General features: G+C 52.4%; 19 protein-coding genes, 1 tRNA gene and 1 pseudogene. 12 read left to right on the forward strand and 9 right to left on the reverse strand.

Annotated features, from left to right (window positions below):
* Positions 1-34: 34 nt before the first annotated feature.
* The 3 genes from D3A97_RS10475 to D3A97_RS10485 are packed head-to-tail and all read left to right on the forward strand — an operon-like array spanning position 35 to position 1,420.
* Positions 35-388, forward strand: coding sequence for a DUF6152 family protein (locus tag D3A97_RS10475; RefSeq protein WP_119078293.1), 354 nt, complete (start codon positions 35-37; stop codon positions 386-388).
* A complete protein-coding gene (locus D3A97_RS10480) occupies positions 388-846 on the forward strand; it encodes a DUF6644 family protein (protein ID WP_119078294.1) in 459 nt (152 codons plus the stop codon). The genes D3A97_RS10475 and D3A97_RS10480 overlap by 1 nt, the downstream gene beginning before the upstream one ends.
* 55 nt (positions 847-901) lie before the next feature.
* On the forward strand, positions 902-1,420 hold the full coding sequence (locus tag D3A97_RS10485; RefSeq protein WP_119078295.1) for a hypothetical protein: 519 nt from the start codon (positions 902-904) through the stop codon (positions 1,418-1,420).
* 69 nt (positions 1,421-1,489) lie between these two features.
* On the opposite strand, the gene D3A97_RS10490 is transcribed toward D3A97_RS10485, so the two are convergent.
* The 4 genes from D3A97_RS10490 to D3A97_RS10505 form a co-directional block, all read right to left on the reverse strand.
* A complete protein-coding gene (locus tag D3A97_RS10490; protein ID WP_119078525.1) occupies positions 1,490-3,616 on the reverse strand; it encodes a phosphocholine-specific phospholipase C in 2,127 nt (708 codons plus the stop codon).
* Positions 3,617-3,786: 170 nt separating this feature from the next.
* Entirely contained in the window at positions 3,787-4,332 is a 546-nt protein-coding gene (locus D3A97_RS10495) for a hypothetical protein (RefSeq protein WP_119078296.1), read from the reverse strand.
* 196 nt (positions 4,333-4,528) lie between these two features.
* Positions 4,529-4,600 (reverse strand) — tRNA-Glu (locus D3A97_RS10500).
* Between the two features lie 79 nt (positions 4,601-4,679).
* Positions 4,680-5,051, reverse strand: coding sequence for a winged helix-turn-helix transcriptional regulator (locus tag D3A97_RS10505; RefSeq protein ID WP_119078297.1), 372 nt, complete (start codon positions 5,049-5,051; stop codon positions 4,680-4,682).
* Between the two features lie 90 nt (positions 5,052-5,141).
* On the opposite strand from D3A97_RS10505, the gene D3A97_RS10510 reads away from it, so the two are divergent.
* From D3A97_RS10510 to D3A97_RS10530, 5 genes are all read left to right on the forward strand, one after another.
* Entirely contained in the window at positions 5,142-5,882 is a 741-nt protein-coding gene (locus D3A97_RS10510) for a 3-oxoacyl-ACP reductase family protein (RefSeq protein ID WP_119078298.1), read from the forward strand.
* 102 nt (positions 5,883-5,984) lie between these two features.
* Positions 5,985-7,070 (forward strand): fatty acid desaturase family protein, encoded by a 1,086-nt coding sequence (locus D3A97_RS10515; protein WP_119078299.1) that lies wholly within the window; start codon positions 5,985-5,987, stop codon positions 7,068-7,070.
* A gap of 446 nt (positions 7,071-7,516) precedes the next feature.
* Positions 7,517-8,359, forward strand: a complete 843-nt coding sequence (locus D3A97_RS10520) for a hypothetical protein (RefSeq protein WP_119078300.1) — start codon at positions 7,517-7,519, stop codon at positions 8,357-8,359.
* Positions 8,360-8,559: 200 nt separating this feature from the next.
* Entirely contained in the window at positions 8,560-9,750 is a 1,191-nt protein-coding gene (locus D3A97_RS10525) for a hypothetical protein (protein WP_119078301.1), read from the forward strand.
* Positions 9,751-9,790: 40 nt separating this feature from the next.
* Positions 9,791-10,633 carry an RteC domain-containing protein gene (locus D3A97_RS10530; protein ID WP_119078302.1) on the forward strand — a complete coding sequence of 281 codons (843 nt, stop codon included), beginning with the start codon at positions 9,791-9,793 and terminating at the stop codon, positions 10,631-10,633.
* A gap of 94 nt (positions 10,634-10,727) precedes the next feature.
* Here D3A97_RS10530 and D3A97_RS10535 read toward each other — a convergent pair whose 3' ends face one another.
* Complete coding sequence (locus tag D3A97_RS10535) at positions 10,728-11,777, reverse strand: aminotransferase class I/II-fold pyridoxal phosphate-dependent enzyme (RefSeq protein ID WP_119078303.1); 1,050 nt, start codon at positions 11,775-11,777, stop codon at positions 10,728-10,730.
* Between the two features lie 75 nt (positions 11,778-11,852).
* Between D3A97_RS10535 and D3A97_RS10540 the strand changes: the two genes are divergently transcribed.
* Entirely contained in the window at positions 11,853-13,427 is a 1,575-nt protein-coding gene (locus D3A97_RS10540) for a beta-N-acetylhexosaminidase (protein WP_119078304.1), read from the forward strand.
* A gap of 29 nt (positions 13,428-13,456) precedes the next feature.
* A complete protein-coding gene (locus tag D3A97_RS10545) occupies positions 13,457-15,295 on the forward strand; it encodes a M1 family metallopeptidase (protein ID WP_119078305.1) in 1,839 nt (612 codons plus the stop codon).
* Positions 15,296-15,373: 78 nt separating this feature from the next.
* On the opposite strand, the gene D3A97_RS10550 is transcribed toward D3A97_RS10545, so the two are convergent.
* Positions 15,374-15,808, reverse strand: a complete 435-nt coding sequence (locus tag D3A97_RS10550; RefSeq protein WP_119078306.1) for a hypothetical protein — start codon at positions 15,806-15,808, stop codon at positions 15,374-15,376.
* Positions 15,809-16,290: 482 nt separating this feature from the next.
* Between D3A97_RS10550 and D3A97_RS10560 the strand changes: the two genes are divergently transcribed.
* Together D3A97_RS10560 and D3A97_RS10565 are read left to right on the forward strand one after the other, a co-directional pair.
* Positions 16,291-17,415: a FecR domain-containing protein gene (locus D3A97_RS10560; RefSeq protein WP_119078308.1), complete on the forward strand. Its 1,125-nt coding sequence runs from the start codon at positions 16,291-16,293 to the stop codon at positions 17,413-17,415.
* A gap of 224 nt (positions 17,416-17,639) precedes the next feature.
* The gene (locus D3A97_RS10565; protein WP_119078309.1) at positions 17,640-18,227 is read left to right on the forward strand and encodes an RNA polymerase sigma factor; all 588 of its coding nucleotides are present in this window, start codon (positions 17,640-17,642) and stop codon (positions 18,225-18,227) included.
* On the opposite strand, the gene D3A97_RS10570 is transcribed toward D3A97_RS10565, so the two are convergent.
* From D3A97_RS10570 to D3A97_RS10580, 3 genes and pseudogenes are all read right to left on the reverse strand, one after another.
* A complete protein-coding gene (locus D3A97_RS10570; RefSeq protein ID WP_119078310.1) occupies positions 18,204-18,587 on the reverse strand; it encodes a response regulator in 384 nt (127 codons plus the stop codon). The genes D3A97_RS10565 and D3A97_RS10570 overlap by 24 nt on opposite strands.
* Positions 18,584-18,787 (reverse strand): annotated as a pseudogene (locus tag D3A97_RS10575) (carboxypeptidase-like regulatory domain-containing protein); the annotation flags it as partial. The gene D3A97_RS10570 and the pseudogene D3A97_RS10575, both read right to left, overlap by 4 nt.
* A gap of 185 nt (positions 18,788-18,972) precedes the next feature.
* Positions 18,973-19,725, reverse strand: a complete 753-nt coding sequence (locus D3A97_RS10580) for a glucosamine-6-phosphate deaminase (protein ID WP_119078311.1) — start codon at positions 19,723-19,725, stop codon at positions 18,973-18,975.
* Between the last annotated feature and the right edge of the window lie 9 nt (positions 19,726-19,734).

A 19,734-nucleotide genomic window follows, 5' to 3' on the forward strand; every position in this document is an offset into this window, starting at 1 on the left:
GGCATTTATTAGTAAACCCTTAAATACATTCCGTATGATCTTACTAAGAAATCTCTCCGCCGCCCTGCTCTTCCTGTTTTGCACTGCTTTCACACCGCCGCATCACGGCTGGGCCAATTACGACCAGACCAAAACCATCGATTACACCGGCACCGTAACCGCTTCCGTGTATGAGAACCCGCATAGTGCTATCAAGATCAACCAGGACAAAAAGATCTGGACAGTGATACTGGCCCCCGTTAGCCGCATGCAGGCCCGCGGCGTGAAGGCAGACATGATCAAAAAAGGCAGTTCCGTGCGGGTGGTCGGCTATCCGCATAAAACAATAAAAGATGAAATGCGGGCGGAAAGGATCTTTGTTGACGGCGCCAAATATGAACTGCGTTGATGATAGCCGTTGCTGACTGGCTGCGGTTGCTGGAAAACAGTGCCTGGGCCCTGGCCATCCGGCAGTCTGCCTGGCTGTACCCCTTTCTTGAAATTGTACATATCACCGGTATTGTTGTACTGGTAGGCGCCGCTTTTATGTTTGACCTCCGGCTGCTGGGATTTTCGAAACACCTGCCGGCGGACGGCCTCGGTCACCACCTGCTCACCTGGTCTGTAAGAGGCCTGTTCCTCATAGTGCCCTCCGGCATGTTGCTCTTTATCACCAATGCCTCCACCCTTGGCCACGACCCGGTCTTCTGGACAAAAATGGCCCTGCTGGCCGCTGCCGGCGGTAACGCCTTGTTCTTTCGGAGAACGGCCCCACGGGCGGGATCTCCCGCGGCCAAAACAGCGGCCGTGCTCTCTTTGCTGCTGTGGGTGGCCGTAATTGCCTGCGGGCGGTTGCTGGCGTATTAGCAATGCGGCTGTAACATTTTCCCCACACCGCCGTTTAAACAACAAAATAACCCGCATGAACCCAAAATTCTACGTATTCATTTTATTGCTCGCCGGCATTGTATCGGCATCCTGTAAAAAAGACATGGTTTACGGAAGCCAGTATGAGCGGAGCTTCAAGGCATGGGAAAGTTTTAAAGCAACGTCCGGCAACTCCTACCGGTACATGGTGTCTTTTGGTTCGTGGACGGGTTACAGCACCGAAACCGTGATCACTGTTGAGAAAGGAGAAGTAGTGGCCCGCTCTTTTGTGGCCAGGAGCTTTGCAGACCGTACCAGCAACCAGGTGGTTATCCGTGAGGAGTGGGAAGAAGGAACAGACAACCTGGGCACGCATGACAATGGCTTTGCACCCGCCACCCTGGACGAAATATACCACCGGGCCAAAACGGACTGGCTGCGGAAAAGGAAAGACGCTCAAACCTATTTTGAAACAAAGAATAACGGCATGATCTCCAGTTGCGGGTATGTAACGGATGGTTGCCAGGATGATTGTTTCAACGGCGTTACCATCGGCTTCATTGAAAAACGCTGATCACCGGGTATAACACGCCAGTATGCCCATTTCAAAATGAATGATGTGTGCAGGGCATGTTCTGCTTGGTTATATGTCAGCAGCCATGGCAGGGTCGCTGATGCTGTGCCGGCCGGTTTCTACCCTGCCCGCAAAGCGGTGCAGGTACCCGTTCCCGGAAGAAATGGAAAAATCGTACCAGTTGCCGCTGCCGGCTAGTTCCCACCGCTTCCTCACTTTTTTCCCCGGCAAGATATCCAGGTTGGTTGCTTCTGCATAGCTGTAGGCATTGGAAGATATCTTTAAGTGCAAAGGGCTGTTGCCCTGGTTGTGCAGCACCACAGTTATACCGCCTTTTTTATGATCGTAGTCTATTGACGTGGCGGGTTCATTTTCCCCTGTGCTGCCCGTGAACTTCTGAAAATATCCATTGGGGCCGTACACTTCCAGGTCATATTTACCACCGGCAGATGGCGCCCATTCATCGTCAAGGGATTTGCCGGGCTCTACGGTATACCGTTTCGGGATGTTATCCAGGTTGTAAAGATCATAAACATGGTACACCGCACCGGCCGCGCCAGTATTTTCAAAGACCAGCTTTACCTTGTTCGTATCCCTTAGAACCTGTAAACGGCAATGCAGGCGGTAAGGCAACGCCCGGGAGAACCGTGTGCCTTTTTCCTGGTAGAGGGAAGACGGCGTTTTAGGCGCCACGGCCTTGGGCAGCCGTTTGGACGCCTCATCACGCGCCGCATGGTCTGAGGTGTCCGGCAACCGCGGAAACTTGGGATCGTTGGGCGTAACAAAATCAAATGCCGATGTGAGATCGCTGCTGACCGCTCTGTGCCAGGGGCTGATAGCCGGTATCTTTACGCCAAAACGTTTTTCGATGAATTGTCCTACCGATGTATGATCAGCCACTTCCGAATGTACCCAGCCGCCTTTGCTCCAGGGAGACAGGATATACATGGGTACACGCGGCCCCAATCCCCAGGGGCGTAAATTGCCGGATACCGTATCCCGTTTGTCAATATAATCATGATCGCCCCGGCTATTGTCGAAGTACATGCCTGCAAGCTCCACGGTAGATTTGCCGGCCAGTGTATTGTCTGGGTTATAGGAGGGAACGGCGGGCGCGGGAAGGTGGTCAAAAAATCCATCGTTCTCATCAAACGTCAGGAAGAAAACGGTTTTGCTCCAGACCTCGGGATTTGACGTAATGGCCTCCAGTACGGCGTGTGTAAAGTCCGCTCCCCGGTACGGGCTGGACGGCGCGCCCGGGTGTTCAGAATCTTTTTGTGATGGCAACACCCAGCTTACCTGGGGCAGCGTGCCGTTCAGTACATCATTCTTCAGGTTTTCCAGGGTCCAGTGCCGCATGCCGTTCTCATAAACGGACGACCCTGGTTTGGCCTCGCGGAAACTTTCAAATGCCAGGCAGCCATGCATGGCCCCTGTCCAGTTATCGTTAGGGTTCTGGTAAATGCGCCAGCTGATCCCCGCCTTGTCCAGCACATCGGGAATGGTGGGCCATTTGAACGCATTCCCCTTATAGGTATAGCCGGGTTCCGGCAAGGCCCCGGTTATCCAGCAACGCAGGTTAACAGGCTCCGAGTTTTCGTCCGTACAGTTAATACCGGAAGCCCGTTTTTCCGGGTCAAAATTGGCGCCTGACCAGAACATGATCCTGTTAGGATCTGTGCCCGTGGCAATAGAACAATGGTAGGCGTCACATATGGTAAATGATTCCGCCATGGCATATTGAAAAGGGATTTCTTCCCTGGTGTAATAGGCCATGGAAAACGGGGTTTTGAACAAAGGCCAGAACCCGTATTTCCCCTGGCCCCAGGCAGCCTGCATGTCTGAAAAGTTATGCGGAGTGCCGGTGACCAGCGCCGCGTTAGAAGTTTTGCCATGCGCCCTGTAAGGGGGAACGATCTGCTTCCCGTCTGACTGGTGAAAAGCCCGCTGGCCGCTTTTCAACGGCACCGGGAACCGGTCCCCAAACCCCCGCACGCCTTTCATGGTGCCAAAATAGTGGTCGAAAGACCGGTTTTCCTGCATCAGGATAACAATATGTTCCACATCTTTTATGGAACGGGTAGCATTATGTGCCTGAACGGCCAGCGCTTTTTTCAGCAACGGCCCCCAAAGAGCCGTTGCAATGCCCGCTCCGGTGGTCATGGTAATGAATTTGCGCCTGTTTAGTTTGGTCATGGTTTTGAAGTATTGGTGGCGTTTGGTTTTCCGGGAAGTTTTGGAGTAATAAGTATACAAAAATGCGGAAGAATTACATAGAGGGGCGGCTTTTTTGCAGTGGGTACATCGATTGAAATAAAAGAAAAAGGGCCGCCTGTGTAAAGCTGCCCTTGTGTTCCGGAAAATAATCAAATTAGATCGTTGGATTTTTTTGCTTCGATCCGATATGACCTTTTTAATATCGACATCGTAATACTAATACCAGCCTGGTATGCAGGGAAGGCGACAGAAGGCGCAATATTAGTCAGAAAATCATACCTGAAGTAAACATACACGCCAAATGCAAGTGAAAATATCCATTTAAGTATGTCATAAGAAGTACCTGAACGGCTTGAACTTTGCACCAGGCGTCCAACAGGGTCGAGAACAATATATACTGGCAGGATACAAGTAAATGAGACACAAATAATAAATGGCAAGATCCATAGCAATTTATTATTGCTCTTCAAACAGATAAGTATGCCTTTAACAAAGTAGACAAGTAAGTAAAGAATAAAGCTAACAAGAATAATAACCGCTAGTCCTAATAAACTGCTTACCTCTTTTTTCATTATTGATGATACAATGATGAATGAGGTGATAATAAGGGGGAAATAGATCAATGCTTTAAATAACCACTTTGCTGCTTTCCATAAAAATCCAATATTCCTGTCAAACATTTGTTGATCATTCATAAGGCGAGATTTACGTTAAGAAATAGGGTTCGGGGCGACTTTTATCTAAAATAAGAAAATTTGTGAAAATGATCCTTGGAAAGGCAGGTGTACGGCAATGGTAGCGTGATGGGTGCCGAATGTTGAGAGTAGATCGGCATTAAAATTGGTCAAAAACAAACGGGAACAACACATGTACTGTATTGTTCCCGTTTTGTACCGCGTACGGGAGTCGAACCCGTCATTCCTCCGTGAAAGGGAGGCGTCTTAGCCGATTGACCAACGCGGCATTGGTCATTTTTGGGATGGCAAAGGTAGAGTTTTTATTAAATAATCCAAAAATATTTTCCGGGGTTTCGCGTACGCTTTCATCGTCGCGCAACCCGCCTGCTTTTCTTCTCCCGCAGCCGGTTGCCCCAGTCAGACATGCATTGCAGCATTGGCTCCGCAGACACGCCCGCGGGTGTAAGCGTATACTCCACCCGCGGCGGCACTTCGGGGTAAATAATGCGCTGCACCAGCCCGTCTTCCTCCAGCTCCCGCAGCTGCGCCACCAGCATGCGCTCGGATATGCCGCTGATGGAGCGGCGAAGCTCGCTGTAACGCATTCTCCCGTTCAGCAGGCTGAAGAGGATGGTAGGCTTCCAGCGCCCGCCAATGACAGACAAGGTATAGGCCATGCCGCAATTGCGGAGAATGCTGGCTTCGTTCTGTGCGTTTGTAGACTCCTGTTTACGCATACTTACCTTTTTGTTAGTACTTAACAATTTTTACAGTACTTACAAATTTAACAGCTTCCCGGTAGCTTTGCAATATAAAAAAACAGCAACATGGGAAAATTGACCAACAGAACAGCCCTCGTTACAGGCGGCAGCCGCGGAATAGGCGCCGCCATTGCAAAACGCCTGGCCAGGGAAGGGGCCAACGTGGCCATTACCTACAATACTTCAGCCGAAAAGGCGGAAGCAGTGGCCGCGGAAATTTCACAATATGGGGTAAAGGGCCTTGCCATTCAGGCAGACAGCGCAGACCCGCAAGCAGTGATCAGCGCGGTACACCGCACCGCCGCGGCGCTCGGCGGCCTGCACATTCTTGTCAATAACGCGGGCATCGGTCTTTATAAAGAACTGAAAGACCTCACCCTGGAAGAGTTCGACCTCATCACCGCCGTTAACGTGCGCGCCGTGTTTGCGGCCTCCAAAGCGGCGCTGGACCATCTCGGCAAAGGCGGCCGCATCATCCACATCGGCAGTTGCCAGGCAGAGCATATGCCCACCCCGGGCGGTACCTTGTACGCCATGAGCAAAACAGCCATTACCGGCCTCACAAAAGGCATGGCACGAGACCTGGGGCCGCTGGGCATTACGGTCAATAATGTACAGCCCGGGCCCATTGATACGGATATGAACCCTGCCAATGGCCCGCACGCGGATTACGAGCGTTCCATCATGGCTTTGCCCGAATTTGGAACAGGAGAAGATATAGCCGCCCTGGTGGCCTATCTTGCGGGCCCGGAGAGCGCTTACATGACGGGCGCCAGCCTGACAATAGACGGCGGCACCAATATTTAACATAATTATAGCGTTTGCATGACAAGTATTTCAGTAAATCACGGATATTTTGTCTACTATTACAGGACAGGTATCAACCTGCAACTGTAATACTGCGAACTTATGCCAAAGGTGTCTTTCAACAACAGGAACGCCCTGTTCTTTCCTTCTCTGAAATTGGCGGTGGAGGAGTACTTTAAATCCAATCAGAAAGAGAAGACCGGTAACCTTCAATTATATCTTAAAACCATTGTGCTGATACCGGCCGCTTTGCTGCTGTATGTGGGCCTGCTGGTGTTCCCGCTGCATGCGGCAGCCGGCATTGTACTGAGTGCGGTATTGGGTTTTGTGCTGGCCTGCATCGGGTTTAACGTGATGCATGATGCCTGCCATGGCAGCTATTCCCGCAAGGGCTGGGTAAACGATACGCTGGGCCTTACGCTGAATGCCCTGGGCGGGAACGCGTTTATCTGGAAACAGAAGCATAACATTATTCACCACACCTATACGAATGTAGACGGTATGGACGATGATATTGCCAAAAGCCCGTTAATGCGCCAGTGCAGCACGCAGCAATGGGTGCCCATGCATCGGCTCCAGCATTTTTATGTGGTGCTGGTGTATGGCATTTCGTCCTTTGCCTGGGTGTTCATTATGGACTTTGTCAAGTACCTGCAGCGCAAAGTGTACAGAACGCCTTTGCAGAAAATGAAACCGGCTGACCATTTTGTGTTCTGGATGAGCAAGGTACTCTACGTGATCTTTTACATTGCGCTGCCCATTTATGCCGTAGGCATGGAAGCGTGGATAATAGGGTTTGTGACCATGCACCTGGTAATGGGCTTTACACTGGCCATCGTATTCCAGCTGGCGCATGTGGTGGAAGAGACCACTTTTGAAGTGGTAGGGGAAGATGACCTGCAGATCGAGAACGAATGGGCCATCCACCAGGTGAAAACCACGGCCAACTTTTCGCCGGACCATAAACTGATCTCCTGGTTCGTAGGCGGGCTGAACTACCAGGTGGAACATCATCTCTTTCCCCGCATCAGCCACGTTCACTACCCGGCCATCAGTAAAATAGTAGAAGCAAAATGCCAGGAGTTCGGTATTCAATATAACAGCATGCCTACTATGATGAGCGCTGTGCGGTCTCATTTCCGCTTTATGCGCATGCTGGGCATGAAACCTGTACCGGCCATGGCCTGAAAACATTAAATAACTGACTGACTATCAAAAAACCGCTCTTACGGGAGCGGTTTTTTTAATGCCTTAATCCTTACTGGAGTGTTATCATTAATCTACACATCCATGAGAGGGGGCAGGAATGCCCTGCTGACTATACGACGCAAAGAAAACAGGGGCAGGGTGAACGCCCGGTGAAATTTTTTTACATCCTCCGCAAATTATTCCCTGTTAACAGGCATTTAACGCTTTGGCGTACCTATTTTCTAAAAATTGTGCTTTTGCCTGCCATGCGGGCAACAGGCGGTTTGTACCCATAACTATCCATAGTGCTTCCCGGGGCATACATCCCGTAAAAAATGACAGCATTTCTTCACCCGCGGCTCCCGGTTTGGTGATCCTTTTATATACGATTGTTGTGTTTTCCCTGAAGCAGCAGTTTAGCACCGCAGACACCAAAACATTGTACCATGAACAAACTCAACCATTTGATCTACGAACATTTTGCGCCGGGCGTACTGGCCGTTTCCGCGGAAAAAAGGCATACCTATCTCCGGGAAGTACGGGCGGAAAAAATGAAGATCACCGCCGCCATGCGGGAACTGTCACAGCAGGGCGCCCCCTGGGAATACAAGGCGCAGGCGCTCCGCAGGTACCAGGTGCAGGTAGTATTGCTGCTGGACGCGCTGGAGCAGTACCACCATCATGCAGACCCGGCTGTGAAGGCATTCTACACAGAAGCCTCCACCATCCTGGAAGAATTGCTGATAGCCCTGGAACAACATTTCCCGGAATACCTGGCGCAGGATGTGTTTATGCCGAAAGGATATGTTGCCCAGGTAGTGCGCCAGCTGGAAGAGCGCTTCCGCGATACCGAAAAATACCTGTGTGACAGGCGGGTAGACAGGAGGTTGCTGGAGCTGGTGATCAGGCCCCTGAACCGCCAGCATCTCTATATCACTTTCGGCATGGTGATGTATTACCGCCGGTTGTTGCTGGAGCTGCGGGAGAATGTGCATCCCTTTATTACGGACCTGACGGAAAGGGTGCACTACACGCTCCACCAGTACAACTTCAATTCCACGGACTATTTTATGTATTGCACCGCGCAGTTGCGCAAAAAGGTATCCCGCCTGCGCACCCTGCAGGAAAAGAAAGGGCTGCTATCCTGGTATGAAAAGGAATTGCGGAACATGAACAGCCATGGCGTATCGCTTTTCCCCGGCAGGGGCGGCCTGCGGGAGCAAATGCTCACCTGGCTCAGGGAGGAAAAATATTTTCTGCAAACCTTGTTAACCACTTCCGAGTCATAACCACCGCCCGCATGGCTACCGGACGTTAACCCGCCGCTTGCTTTTCAAAAAAAAGCAAAAAAAAAAATCTCACACCTGTGACAAAGCTGTTAATTCTTTCAAAATAATAATCTCAAATTTACTTTGATAGCACCAGTTGCATATCATCCGATTTAATAAGACAAACAACTTTGTGTTCATGATCTGTTGCCCTTGCACGTATGCGTACACTTATTGATTTTGTAACGGTCCAGTTAAGCCCCGAAGCGCTGGTAAATGCCGGGGATGATCTGCCGCAGTACCGGGAAAAGGTGCGTGCGGAAAAATTGCGGATCACTTGCCGGCTGCTGGAAGTTTCCTGCGGGCCGGCCGCCGCGGGAAAGGCCGCTTTTATACAGGCCCTGCAGATGGATATGGTGCGCCTGCTGGACGTACTGTATTATTACCGGCTCAGTTACCGGTCAGCCCGTGGCCCGCAGGGTACTGTTGACGGGCAAATGCAGCTTTACCGGGATGTAGAGGACATGCTGCACGAAATACTGATCGGGCTGGAGCAGCACTTCCCGGAGTGCCTTTCGCCGGAGCTGCCGCTGCCTTTCAGCTACGCGGCCCGCGCGCGGCGGCAGCTGCAGGTACGGGCGGACGAGCTGGCGGTATTGCTGGCGGAGCTGCAACTGGATGAGGCGCTGTTAGAGCTGGTGTTGCGCCCTGTAAGGCAATTTCTGCTGAACCCCGAAGGGCGGCTCAGTTTCCGCTCGCTGGCCTATTACCGGGAATTGTTGAGCCAACTGTATATGACGGCTACCCTGCAGGTGGATGGCAACAGCTCCCATCTCCGGTTGCATGCCATCCTCATCCATCTCAACTTCAATGCCATAGAGTATTACCTGTATTGCATCAACAGGTTGCGGGCATGGCTGAAAGGGTACCGTCACCTGCGTGGCCGGATTACCGGCCTCACCTGGTGCATCAAGGAGATCAGGAGCATTCCGGTGAAAAGCGGTACGGTGGCGCTCCACCCCGGCGGCAGCCCCATTGCCGCGCAGCTGTATGCCTGGCTGGAGGAAGAGCGGATCTTCCTGAGAAATGTGCATGAGGAAAACCTGTACCGGGCCGCCGGCCGGGAGGCGGGGGAGAAGCTGCAGACCAGCCTTACCGTGTCACAACTGGCGCTGATGCTGCGGATCTATATTGAAGAAGGCATCATCATACGCGCTTCCCTGCGGCAGGTGCTGTTTTTTGTATCCGGCTTTGTGAAGGTCAGGAAGCCGGATGCCATGGTGGAAGAGAGCTTTGAGGCAAAATATGACAACCCGAGCCTGTCTACCATCACCGCCTGTAAACTTTGGGTAGGCCGGCTGATGGAACGGTTGAATGATCACGAGAAAAAGATGCGGGCTTATGTTGATTAATGCGCTCCGGCATTTTACATAAACACTAACACTACCATTGATGAAAGAAAATTTAATAGCACTGCAGGCAACGCTGGAGAGAGAGCTGGCCGAAGTGGAGGCAAAGATACCGAATGTACTGGAGCGGTTTAAAACAGGCGCGCAAATTGCGGACAGGGCGGAGGAAGAGCTGAAGCAACTGGTGCTGGGGGCGGCTTTCGAGTCAAAGGAAGACGAGATACATTTTTTTAAATACATCCAGCCCAGCATCCTGAGCAAAAAGATCTATTACAGCCAGTTGTTCCGGATTGAAGCGGACCGGCCCAAAAATATCCGGGAAGATTATAAGAAGTTCCTGGACCAGGAGCTGCAGCGCATCACGATGTTCTTTGAAGTACACAATGCATTATACCTCTATTTCCGGGGCGGGTCCGCAGATAAGGATGAACAGTATTTTCTCCGGAACAGCCACTATAACAACGAGTACCCGGTTGACCTGGATGGCATGCTGGACACGCGTTTCTGCACCGTTACCTCTTTCAAGCTGGCCGAGCTGATCGCGCTGGAGGAAGTGAGCAGCTACCTGTCTCTCAGGCTGGACCAGCTATATGGCCTGCCGCGCAACATGGCCTACAAGCCCAAACTGAAATGGACAGATTCCAAAACGGACCTGGTAGAACTGGTATATGCGCTGTATTGTACCGGCAGCTTCAATAACGGCGTGGCAGACCTGAAGCAGATCTTTGAGTGGCTGGAAAACTCGCTGGATATTGACTTCAATAATGCATACAGCCATTTCAGGGACATCCGCATGCGCAAAAAAGAGATGGCCACTTTTCTGACGCGCCTGAAAGACAGTTTGCTCAGGCGTATTGAGGAAATGGAGGAGGAGCCTAAAAAATAGGGGAAAGAGGGCGAATGGGCATGCAGGAAAGGCCTCCGGGTATTTTACGATGCGGCATGGCATAGATGGAACGCTTTTAAAGCCAGCCAGCCGCTTATTGCCGCCTTACCAGCTCCGCAATGTTTTCCAGTGCGGCCGGCAGAGCGGGCCGCTCCCACACGGTTCCCAGCGCTATCCTGACGTAGCGGGCATTGCCGCCTACTGCAAACTCCGCCCCATCCGGCACATCGATCTGCTGGGTGTATAATTGCCGGGTAAGCGCAGCAGGGTCAGGTACCTGCAACCAAAGGTGGAAACTGCCGGGAAACATGCTATAGGTTAAGCCGTCAAAAATTTTTTCGCACCGCCGGTGCCAGGCCTGGCCAACCGCCTGTTTTTCCCGGATAATGTCTTGCAGCAGTTGCCCGTTCATCAGTTCCAGGCCAAACGCGGTAAAAAGGAGGGAAACACCGCTGGTGGTGAGCCGCACAATATTATCCACGCCCTGCAGCACGCCTTCGGGGTGCAGCAGGTAGGCGCTTTTCAGCAGCGGGTTGAAGGCCTTGGAAAGGCTGTATACATGCAGCGTTTGTTCCGGCAGCAATTGTAGGAAGGAAGGAGGCGGCTCCGGGTGCAGGAACCGGTAGGCATCATCTTCCAGTATGTAAACGCCGCTGAAACGGCGTATAACGTTGGCAACAGCTTCCCTGCGGGTCAGCGGCATCACGCTGCAGGTGGGATTATGTACCGTGGGCTGCAGGTACACCAGCTTGCAGTCTCTCTCCTGCAGGCAACGCTCCAGCGCGTCGGGCAATATGCCCTCGTCATCGCTTGCAATAGGAGCCAGCTCATATCCATGGTGGCTGGCCGCCATCTTGAAACCGGGGAAAGTAAATGGCTCACAGGCTATGCGGGGCGTTTTTCCCCGGAACCAGTCAAGAATGCAATACAACCCGCTATTGGCGCTCGGCAACGGTACGATCCTGGAAACGCCTTCCCTGGCATGCAGCCATTGCAGTACCGTACGGGCGCCCGCATCGCTCAATGCCTGGTAGGGCGGGTGGAGTAAATCCGATTTCCGGGCGTCCGTCAGCGCCTGGCAATAGGCCTGGAATACGTCGCCCTCCCGGGGTATGGAAGGGTAGTTCAGCCGGAGGTTCAACATGCCGGCAAGATAGTAAATATACCCCTTCGGAGAAGATTATTATCTTTAGTCCCTTAAATAAACAGTTGTAATAATATGCTAAGATCGTTGCCGCTCCTGCTGGCGTTCCTGGTGCTGGACCAGTTGGCTACCGCGCAGTCCCTTTGTCCCGTAATTCCCCTGCCGGTAAAGGCCTCCCAGGCCGCCGGACAATTTTTCCTGGATGACAACACACCGCTCATTGTGGCCTCTCCCGCCGCCCTGCCCGAAGCGCAGGTGCTGCAAAAACAATTGCTGAAATTCACCGGCATCAGGGTGGCCGTACAACCGCAAAGCAGCCGCCCGGCCATTACGCTGAAGCTGGAAAAAGGCGGCGACCCCGCCGCCTATACGCTGAACATGAGCCCTAAAGGGGTTACTGTCAGCGCCGCGTCAGGTGAAGGGTTGTTTTACGGACTGGCATCCTTCTTACAACTGGCCCGGAAGGCGCAAGGTAAAGAAACCGGCATCCGCGTGCCCTGCTGGAACATCCAGGATGCGCCCCTCTACCGGTGGCGCGGGTTTATGCTGGACGAATCACGCCAGTTCTTCGGCAAGGCCGAAGTGAAAAAGATATTGGACGAAATGGCCTTCTACAAGCTGAACCGTTTTCACTGGCACCTCACAGATGAGCCTGGCTGGAGGATCGAGATCAAACAATATCCCCGCCTCGCCTACGTTGGCGGCATCGGCAACCATCATCACCGCAATACGCCGGCCGCTTATTATACGCAGGACGAGATCGAAGAAATTGTGGCCTATGCCCGCGAGCGCCACATCACCGTGGTCCCGGAAATAGATATGCCCGGGCATGCTACCGCGGCCAACAGGGCCTATCCCGAGTTCAGCGGGGGCGGCTCCGCCAAATACCCGGAGTTTACCTTCAACCCCGGCAAGGAAGAAACGTACCAGTACCTCACCAATATTCTCAAGGAAGTGAACGTGCTATTCCCCTCCGGGATGATCCATATTGGCGGTGATGAAGTGAGCTTTGGCAGCGAGAAATGGAAAACAGACCCCGCTGTGCAGCAACTGATGCAAAAGGAAAAACTCGGCACGCTGGAGCAGGTAGAGCATTATTTCATCAAACGCATGGCGGACACGCTCATCCGGCTCAATTCGAAAGTGCTGGGCTGGGATGAGGTAACGGCCGCTTCCCTGCCGGCGAAGGAAACCATTGTGTTCTGGTGGCGGCACGATAGGCCGCAGCAGCTGAAAAGCGCCATAGATAAAGGTTACAAGGTAGTATTGTGCCCGCGCATACCTTTTTATTTCGATTTTGTACAAGACAGCAGCAACCTTGTTGGCCGCCGCTGGGCCGGCGCTTTTGCACCCCTGGAAGCCGTGTACAACTTTAGCGCCGCCTCCCTGCCCGCTGGTATCAACGGCAAAAGCCCGCTCATAGAAGGGATACAGGCCAACTTGTGGACGGAAACAGTGCAGTCTGTGGACCGTATGTATTACATGACCTTCCCGCGCCTGATAGCGCTTGCGGAAGCCGCGTGGACGCAGCCGGACAAGAAAGACTTTGAACAGTTCAAGGCAAGACTGAAGGATGCGCTTCCTTTACTGAAACAACAAGGCATTTATTATATGGACACTCCTGCCAAAACGCCGGAGCCCATACGGTAATATCTTCGTCATACATCAAAACCTGCTACATGAAATATGCATTGTTTGCCGTAGCCGTGATGGCGGCTGCGGCCTGTAACCAGCCGGCGGAAAAGAAAGCCGGGACCGTGGAGGAAGTGAAAGACTGGCATACCCTGTCTAATGCGGACAGTGTTACGCCACAGCACCTTTCACTGGACGTGACGGTAGATTTTGAAAAGCGCCAGATCAGCGGCCGCGCTACCTGGACAATTCAGCCTGCAACCGGCGCGTCTACGCTCCACCTGGACACCTATGAGCTGACCATAGACAGCGTAACAGTTAACGGCAACAAAAGGGATTTCAGTCTTGACAGCGCCACCGCACAACTGGGCAGCCGCCTCAACATTCCCGTAGATGCAGACGCAAAGGAAGTGGCCATCTGGTATAAAACAGGAGACAAGGCCACGGCGCTGCAATGGCTGGAACCTTCGCAAACGCTTGGCAAAAAGCATCCTTTCCTGTACACCCAGTCCGAGTCCATCTACGCCCGCACCTGGATTCCCTGCGCGGACGGTCCCGGCATCCGTTTTACGTACGATGCGCGTGTTACCGTTCCCAAAGACCTGGTGGCGCTGATGAGTGCCGAGAACCCGCAGCAGCGTAACGATAGCGGTGTTTACCATTTCAAAATGGAGCAGCCGGTGCCGGCCTACCTGATGGCGCTGGCGGCAGGAGATATTGCCTTTGCCGCTATTGACCAGCGAACCGGCGTATATGCGGAGCCGTCCATGTTGCAGAAAGCCCGCCATGAATTTGAAGAAGTAGGAAAAATGGTCACTACCGCGGAGTCTTTGTACGGGCCTTACCGCTGGGGGCGTTATGATGTGCTGGTATTGCCGCCGGGCTTCCCCCTGGGCGGTATGGAAAACCCGCGCCTTACCTTCTGTACGCCTACCATTATAGCCGGGGACCGTTCCCTCGTATCGCTGATAGCACATGAGCTGGCGCATAGCTGGAGCGGCAACCTGGTAACCAATGCCACCTGGGAAGATTTCTGGCTGAATGAAGGCTTCACGGTATATTTCGAGCGCCGCATTATGGAGGCCATGATGGGTGCGGATTATGCGGACATGCTATGGGAGCTGGGGTACCAGGATATGGAAGAGACCGTGCAAAGCCTTGGCGCCGACAGCAAAGATACCTGGCTGAAGCTAGACCTCGCCAACCGCCATCCTGACGATGGCCTTACTGATATTGCCTATGAAAAAGGCGCGCATTTTCTGCGCCTTATAGAAGAAAAAATGGGCCGTGCCCGTATGGACACCTTTCTGCGCGGCTACTTTGACGGCCATGCCTTCAAAACCATGCACACCGCGCAGTTCCTGCAATACCTGGATAAGCACCTGCTGAAGGGAGATACTGCCGTGAACGTGCAGGCCTGGGTGTATGGCCCTGGCATACCCGCCAACTGTCCGCGCGTACCGCAGAAACGTTTTGAAAAGGTAGACGCCGAGCGCGCCCGTTTCCTTGATGGTACCACCCCGGCTACGTTGAGCACGCAAGACTGGACCTCGCACGAGTGGCTGCATTTTCTCCGTAAAATGCCCAGGCCTTTGACGCCGGCGCAAATGGAACAGCTGGACAAAACATTCCGCTTCACGGCTACCGGCAACAGCGAGGTGGCGGACCAGTGGTTCATTATGGCGGTAGCAGCGGATTATACGCCTGCCTACGCCAATATGGAAAAATTCCTCAGCGAAGTAGGCCGCCGCAAATTCCTCACGCCCCTGTATACAGAAATGATGAAAACGCCCAAAGGGCAGGAAATGGCCAGGAGGATATTCAACCAGTACAAACGCAATTATCACCCCCTGGCACAGGAGTCCCTGGGCAAGCTGGTGAAATAAAAAGCAAGCTATAAACAAACAAGCGGGTGCCCCCTGTACAGGGGAGCACCCGCTTGCCGTTTGTGGCGGAAGGAGAAACTATTGTTTGATGAGCTTGTCGAGTACAGACAAGCTGCCGGTGTTTTCCGCCCGCAGTACTGTCCAGGCGTTGTTGTTTTCCAGGGTAATTACATAGCGGGTGCTGTCTTCACAAACATATTCTACAATGTTGTGAATGATCTGGCCCGGGTATTTTTTAATAAGCCGGGTAATAACGCGGGTGGGCAACTGTGTGTCGGAAATGTTGCGGGAAGTGGCCAGCAGGTTGCCCTCTTCATCAAAATGGGCAGTTACCCTTGAGGCGTTCAGTGAAAATTTGGCAACAAAGCTGTGGTCTGTTTTATACCACTCTACTTTTTCAATGTTGCCAAATTCCTGGCGGAAAGCGTCCAGCACTTTACTGTTGGTATTATCTTTTGCAAAACCTGCATGGGCAGCAAAAACGATGGCGAGAAGGGCGATGATCTTTTTCATGATAATGTGTTTTATAAGTTCTTTAAAATTTTTCGCGTTGAATGATGATGTAAAATTAGCCCCGCATACAGGGCAGGGCAAGCGAATAGTTAGGAATGGAGCGGTTAAAAGGGCGCTGTCCCAAATCGGACAGTTGGCGGACACCCGCATGTACTGCGGGTTTCAGGGCAAAGGTGTGCTAAAGGGGGAGAAACGGTAAACGGTTACGTATGATGACCACTGGCGTGGCCGGAACACCGATTTTCAAAACCGGACACTTTGTCTCAAAACCGAACATTTTGAGGGCAGCAGCGTTAATATGAGTAGAATTATGCTTATGAAAAGGGGGGCTGTCTCATCAGGAGGCAGCCCTTGTTGTATACTGTTTGTTAACGAAGGAAGCCGCCACACATGCGTGTTTGCGGGCATTCATTAACAAACAGCAGTTCACCCGTGCCATATCGCTTTCGCATCTTCTTACCAGTAACCCCTTTTGTTTTCCCATGAACAAACAACACGTACAGGAACTCATCCTGAAAGAACATTATGGTTTGCTTACCGCTGAAGAGCGGGAAGAGCTGGATATGTTGCTGGAATATTATGAGGAAGTAAGGGAAATGCGTGGCGAAATACGCCGGGAAGTTCCGGCAGACGAGGCCCTGGGCGCCATGCGTTTGTTTAACCTGGAGCAGGGTTACGAGAATATACTGCTGGCCCGGGCCGCCTGGCTGGCCGGGCAAAGGAGAAAGTGGTTCCTGCGGTCTGCAACGGCCATAGTGGCAGTTTCCGTTGGTCTTCTTTTTTTTATGCTGAACCGTTCCATGGAGCCGCAGTCCTATACTGCTGTACCAGCTCCTGACGCTGTGGTGCTGAAGCTGGCCGGCGGCCGCACGCTCACCCTGGGAGATAGCGGCCTTCAGCAAATAAGCCTGAAGGGCACAGTACTCAGCAATCACAACCGCCAGCTCAGTTTCACCGGCGGGGGAGGGAAAGAAGGCGCGGGCTGGAATACCCTGTCTGTACCAGCCGGCAAGAATTACGAAATTGAATTGACAGACGGTACCAGCGTTTGGCTTAACAGCGCCTCAAAGATCCGCTTCCCTTTCAGTTTTGAAGCAGGCGTGCGCCGGGTATATGTAGAGGGAGAAGCCTACTTCAAGGTGGCGCCGGATGTAAACCGGCCCTTTATTGTGCATAGCGGCGTTACCGTAGTAAAGGTGCTGGGAACGGAATTTAATATCAATGCCTACCTGCCGGGGAAAATAGTCACATCCCTGGTGAAGGGAAAAGTTACCGTACATGCGGAGGGGGAACAGACCGTGCTGGAACCGGGCAGGGAAGCTGTTACCCGTACCGGCAGCCCCATTACGGTGAGGGAAATGAACCCCGAGCTGCTGGGCTGGCGGGAGGGCATTTATTATTTTGAGCATGCTTCTGTGCCTGAAATTGCGGCGGTTGTTCAGCGTTGCTTTAATGTAAAAATAGTGATAGACAGCCGCCGGGCCAGGGAACAGACCTTTCGAGGCAAGCTGTACCGCAGCCAGGGCCTGCAGGCTTTTATGAACCAGTTAACCACCACCGGCCGCATCAGTTTTTATTGGGAGAACGGCACGCTGCATTGCCGGTAGGCGGCCCCTGTTTTCTTCCTGCGGCGGTACTTCCTTTCCACCGGCCCCTTTTCATTATTTACAGTTTTCTTCTTAACTTTAGGTTAACATGAGCACTTTTTTTAATTATCTTTCTTTACAGTAACCAACCAGTGAATGTTCTGTCTTTTCTCTCCTTCGCGGCATTAGGCAAAATCCTTCCGGTAGAAAGGTCTTTTTTTACTAATGCATATAATTGAATCTATATGGAAGATGCGGAAATCTTACAAGGGCTGATCAGTAGAAAGCCGGGCGCGTTTGAAGCGTTGCACGCCAGGTATGCCAAACTGCTGTTTGCACGGGCATATACCATATTGAAAAATCCCCAGGAGGCCGAAGAGGTGGTACAGAGTTTTTTTGTACACCAGTTGCTGCCCTTCCGCAAGTGGGACCGGGTGGGAGACCTCAAAGCCTACCTGCTGCGCGGCATTTACAACAATTGCCTGATTGCCATGTCCCGGGAGAAAAGAATAAGGGAAAAGAACCAGCAGTTTTTTACTGAAGTAGCATCCGCGTTCCCCAACACCGGCGAGCCGGTGGCCATGCAGCCGGAAATGAAATCTTACGAAACGGAAATAGTGCACCAGGTGCTGGCTTCATTAACCGTGCAGCAACAAACCGCCATGCGGCTGCTGTACATTGAGGGCTGCCGTTATCATGATATTGCCCGTATTATGAACATCAGCATTAATTCTGTAAAAACACACCTGCGCATTGCGCGTAAAAGCATACAGAAATATAAAGCATTGCTCCAGTCTATGCTGGGCGCCTTAATGATCGCTTACTTCTTCTAATACGTCCCTGATCTTCTGTACGTAAAATGTAAGCTGGTCTGGCGTGATAGGTTTTCTGTGATAGATATGCGCCCCCAGGTACAGGGTTTCGGTCTTAAATTCGTCCGTAGCGTCTGCGGTAGTAGCAATAACAGGGATGGCAGCCGTGTCCGGGTCCCTCTTCAGCAAGTCAAGGCAATCCGTACCGAGCATATCGGGCAGGCCCATGTCCAGGATAATAAAGTCCGGCAGCTCTCGCCGGGCTGTTTGCACACCGGCCATACCGGTTTCGCAGGTAAATACGTTCAGCCCCAGTCTTTCCAGGTATTTCCGTAGGTATAACTGATAAATAGGCTCATCTTCAATAACCAATACCTTCATATCGTGCAAGTTAAGCGTTTGTAAAATTTATCCTGTATTTTTTTTGAAGGCTGGCGGCAATAGGGGCCGCCCAGCGGCAGCTCCCGGATGGTGTATTCTCCTTTTGTGCTGGTAACGGTACGGGTGGTGAAGCCGGTAGATTCATTGCGTACCTGAACCGATGCTCCAGGAATGAGCTGTTTGTTCTCGTCAGATACTACGCCGTAAACAGAGGCTTGTGTGGTTTATGCAAGTGCACTGCCGCCGGCCATGCAGAGCAGGCAAAAATAATAAGAAATGAAATAAAATGCAGTAAGTGGGCGAAACAACGGTATGGGGAGAAAAGAAGAGCCGGCCTCCGGGAAGGGGCCAGCTCTGTATTGAATTTTTGGTATTATAAACGTACTTATTGCGCCCGTTGCGGCTGCTGCAGCAACGCGGCAGATTCCGCATCCAGATAGAACGTGCAGTGCGGGTGCTGTTGCAGTATGCTGGCCGGGTGAATATTGCTGACCGGTTGCCGGAGGCTGTCTTTTACGGCCTGCGCTTTTCTGGCACCGGGTACGGAACAGATAATATGGACAGACTGCATGATCTGGTGTACAGACATGCTGATGGCCTGCGAGGGTACATCCTGCACACTGGGGAACCAGCCTTCGTTCATTTGCTGCTGGCGGCAGGCGGTATCCAGGTTTACAATGAGGTAAGGCGCCCTGGTATCAAAATCTGCCGGGGGGTCATTGAAAGCCAGGTGGCCGTTTTCGCCGATGCCTACCAGCGCCACGTCTATGGGGTGGGTGGTAATGAGGTTGCCTACGCGCCGGCATTCTTCTGCCGGGTCTGTTTCCCCGTTGATCAGCACGGCGGCCTTCAGGGGAGGCACCTTGTCAAGAAAGCGCTCCTGCAGGTATTTACGGAAGCTGGCAGGATGGGTAAGGGGCAGGCCAATATATTCGTCCAGGTGGAACATGGTTACCTTGCTCCAGTCTATTCCTTCTTCCACAATCAGTTGCTTCAGGGTTTCGAACTGGCTGGTGCCTGTTGCCAGAATAATGTTTGCGCTGCCTTTTTCGCGGATGGTATTCCGTATCAGTGTTGCCGCGGCCTTTCCGGCCGCCGCGCCAAGCTCGCGGTGGGTGTTTGATGTAACGACTTGCATTTGATGAAA

This window comes from Chitinophaga alhagiae (assembly GCF_003568665.1).
In the GTDB taxonomy this organism is placed as follows: domain Bacteria; phylum Bacteroidota; class Bacteroidia; order Chitinophagales; family Chitinophagaceae; genus Chitinophaga; species Chitinophaga alhagiae.

Excerpts from the sequence above, each read along its gene's own strand:
- D3A97_RS10475 (WP_119078293.1), top strand. The coding sequence starts at position 35 with ATGATCTTACTAAGAAATCTCTCCGCCGCCCTGCTCTTCCTGTTTTGC.
- D3A97_RS10480 (WP_119078294.1), top strand. The coding sequence starts at position 388 with ATGATAGCCGTTGCTGACTGGCTGCGGTTGCTGGAAAACAGTGCCTGG.
- D3A97_RS10485 (WP_119078295.1), top strand. The coding sequence starts at position 902 with ATGAACCCAAAATTCTACGTATTCATTTTATTGCTCGCCGGCATTGTA.
- D3A97_RS10490 (WP_119078525.1), bottom strand. The coding sequence starts at position 3,616 with ATGACCAAACTAAACAGGCGCAAATTCATTACCATGACCACCGGAGCG.
- D3A97_RS10495 (WP_119078296.1), bottom strand. The coding sequence starts at position 4,332 with ATGAATGATCAACAAATGTTTGACAGGAATATTGGATTTTTATGGAAA.
- D3A97_RS10505 (WP_119078297.1), bottom strand. The coding sequence starts at position 5,051 with ATGCGTAAACAGGAGTCTACAAACGCACAGAACGAAGCCAGCATTCTC.
- D3A97_RS10510 (WP_119078298.1), top strand. The coding sequence starts at position 5,142 with ATGGGAAAATTGACCAACAGAACAGCCCTCGTTACAGGCGGCAGCCGC.
- D3A97_RS10515 (WP_119078299.1), top strand. The coding sequence starts at position 5,985 with ATGCCAAAGGTGTCTTTCAACAACAGGAACGCCCTGTTCTTTCCTTCT.
- D3A97_RS10520 (WP_119078300.1), top strand. The coding sequence starts at position 7,517 with ATGAACAAACTCAACCATTTGATCTACGAACATTTTGCGCCGGGCGTA.
- D3A97_RS10525 (WP_119078301.1), top strand. The coding sequence starts at position 8,560 with ATGCGTACACTTATTGATTTTGTAACGGTCCAGTTAAGCCCCGAAGCG.
- D3A97_RS10530 (WP_119078302.1), top strand. The coding sequence starts at position 9,791 with ATGAAAGAAAATTTAATAGCACTGCAGGCAACGCTGGAGAGAGAGCTG.
- D3A97_RS10535 (WP_119078303.1), bottom strand. The coding sequence starts at position 11,777 with ATGTTGAACCTCCGGCTGAACTACCCTTCCATACCCCGGGAGGGCGAC.
- D3A97_RS10540 (WP_119078304.1), top strand. The coding sequence starts at position 11,853 with ATGCTAAGATCGTTGCCGCTCCTGCTGGCGTTCCTGGTGCTGGACCAG.
- D3A97_RS10545 (WP_119078305.1), top strand. The coding sequence starts at position 13,457 with ATGAAATATGCATTGTTTGCCGTAGCCGTGATGGCGGCTGCGGCCTGT.
- D3A97_RS10550 (WP_119078306.1), bottom strand. The coding sequence starts at position 15,808 with ATGAAAAAGATCATCGCCCTTCTCGCCATCGTTTTTGCTGCCCATGCA.
- D3A97_RS10560 (WP_119078308.1), top strand. The coding sequence starts at position 16,291 with ATGAACAAACAACACGTACAGGAACTCATCCTGAAAGAACATTATGGT.
- D3A97_RS10565 (WP_119078309.1), top strand. The coding sequence starts at position 17,640 with ATGGAAGATGCGGAAATCTTACAAGGGCTGATCAGTAGAAAGCCGGGC.
- D3A97_RS10570 (WP_119078310.1), bottom strand. The coding sequence starts at position 18,587 with ATGAAGGTATTGGTTATTGAAGATGAGCCTATTTATCAGTTATACCTA.
- D3A97_RS10580 (WP_119078311.1), bottom strand. The coding sequence starts at position 19,725 with ATGCAAGTCGTTACATCAAACACCCACCGCGAGCTTGGCGCGGCGGCC.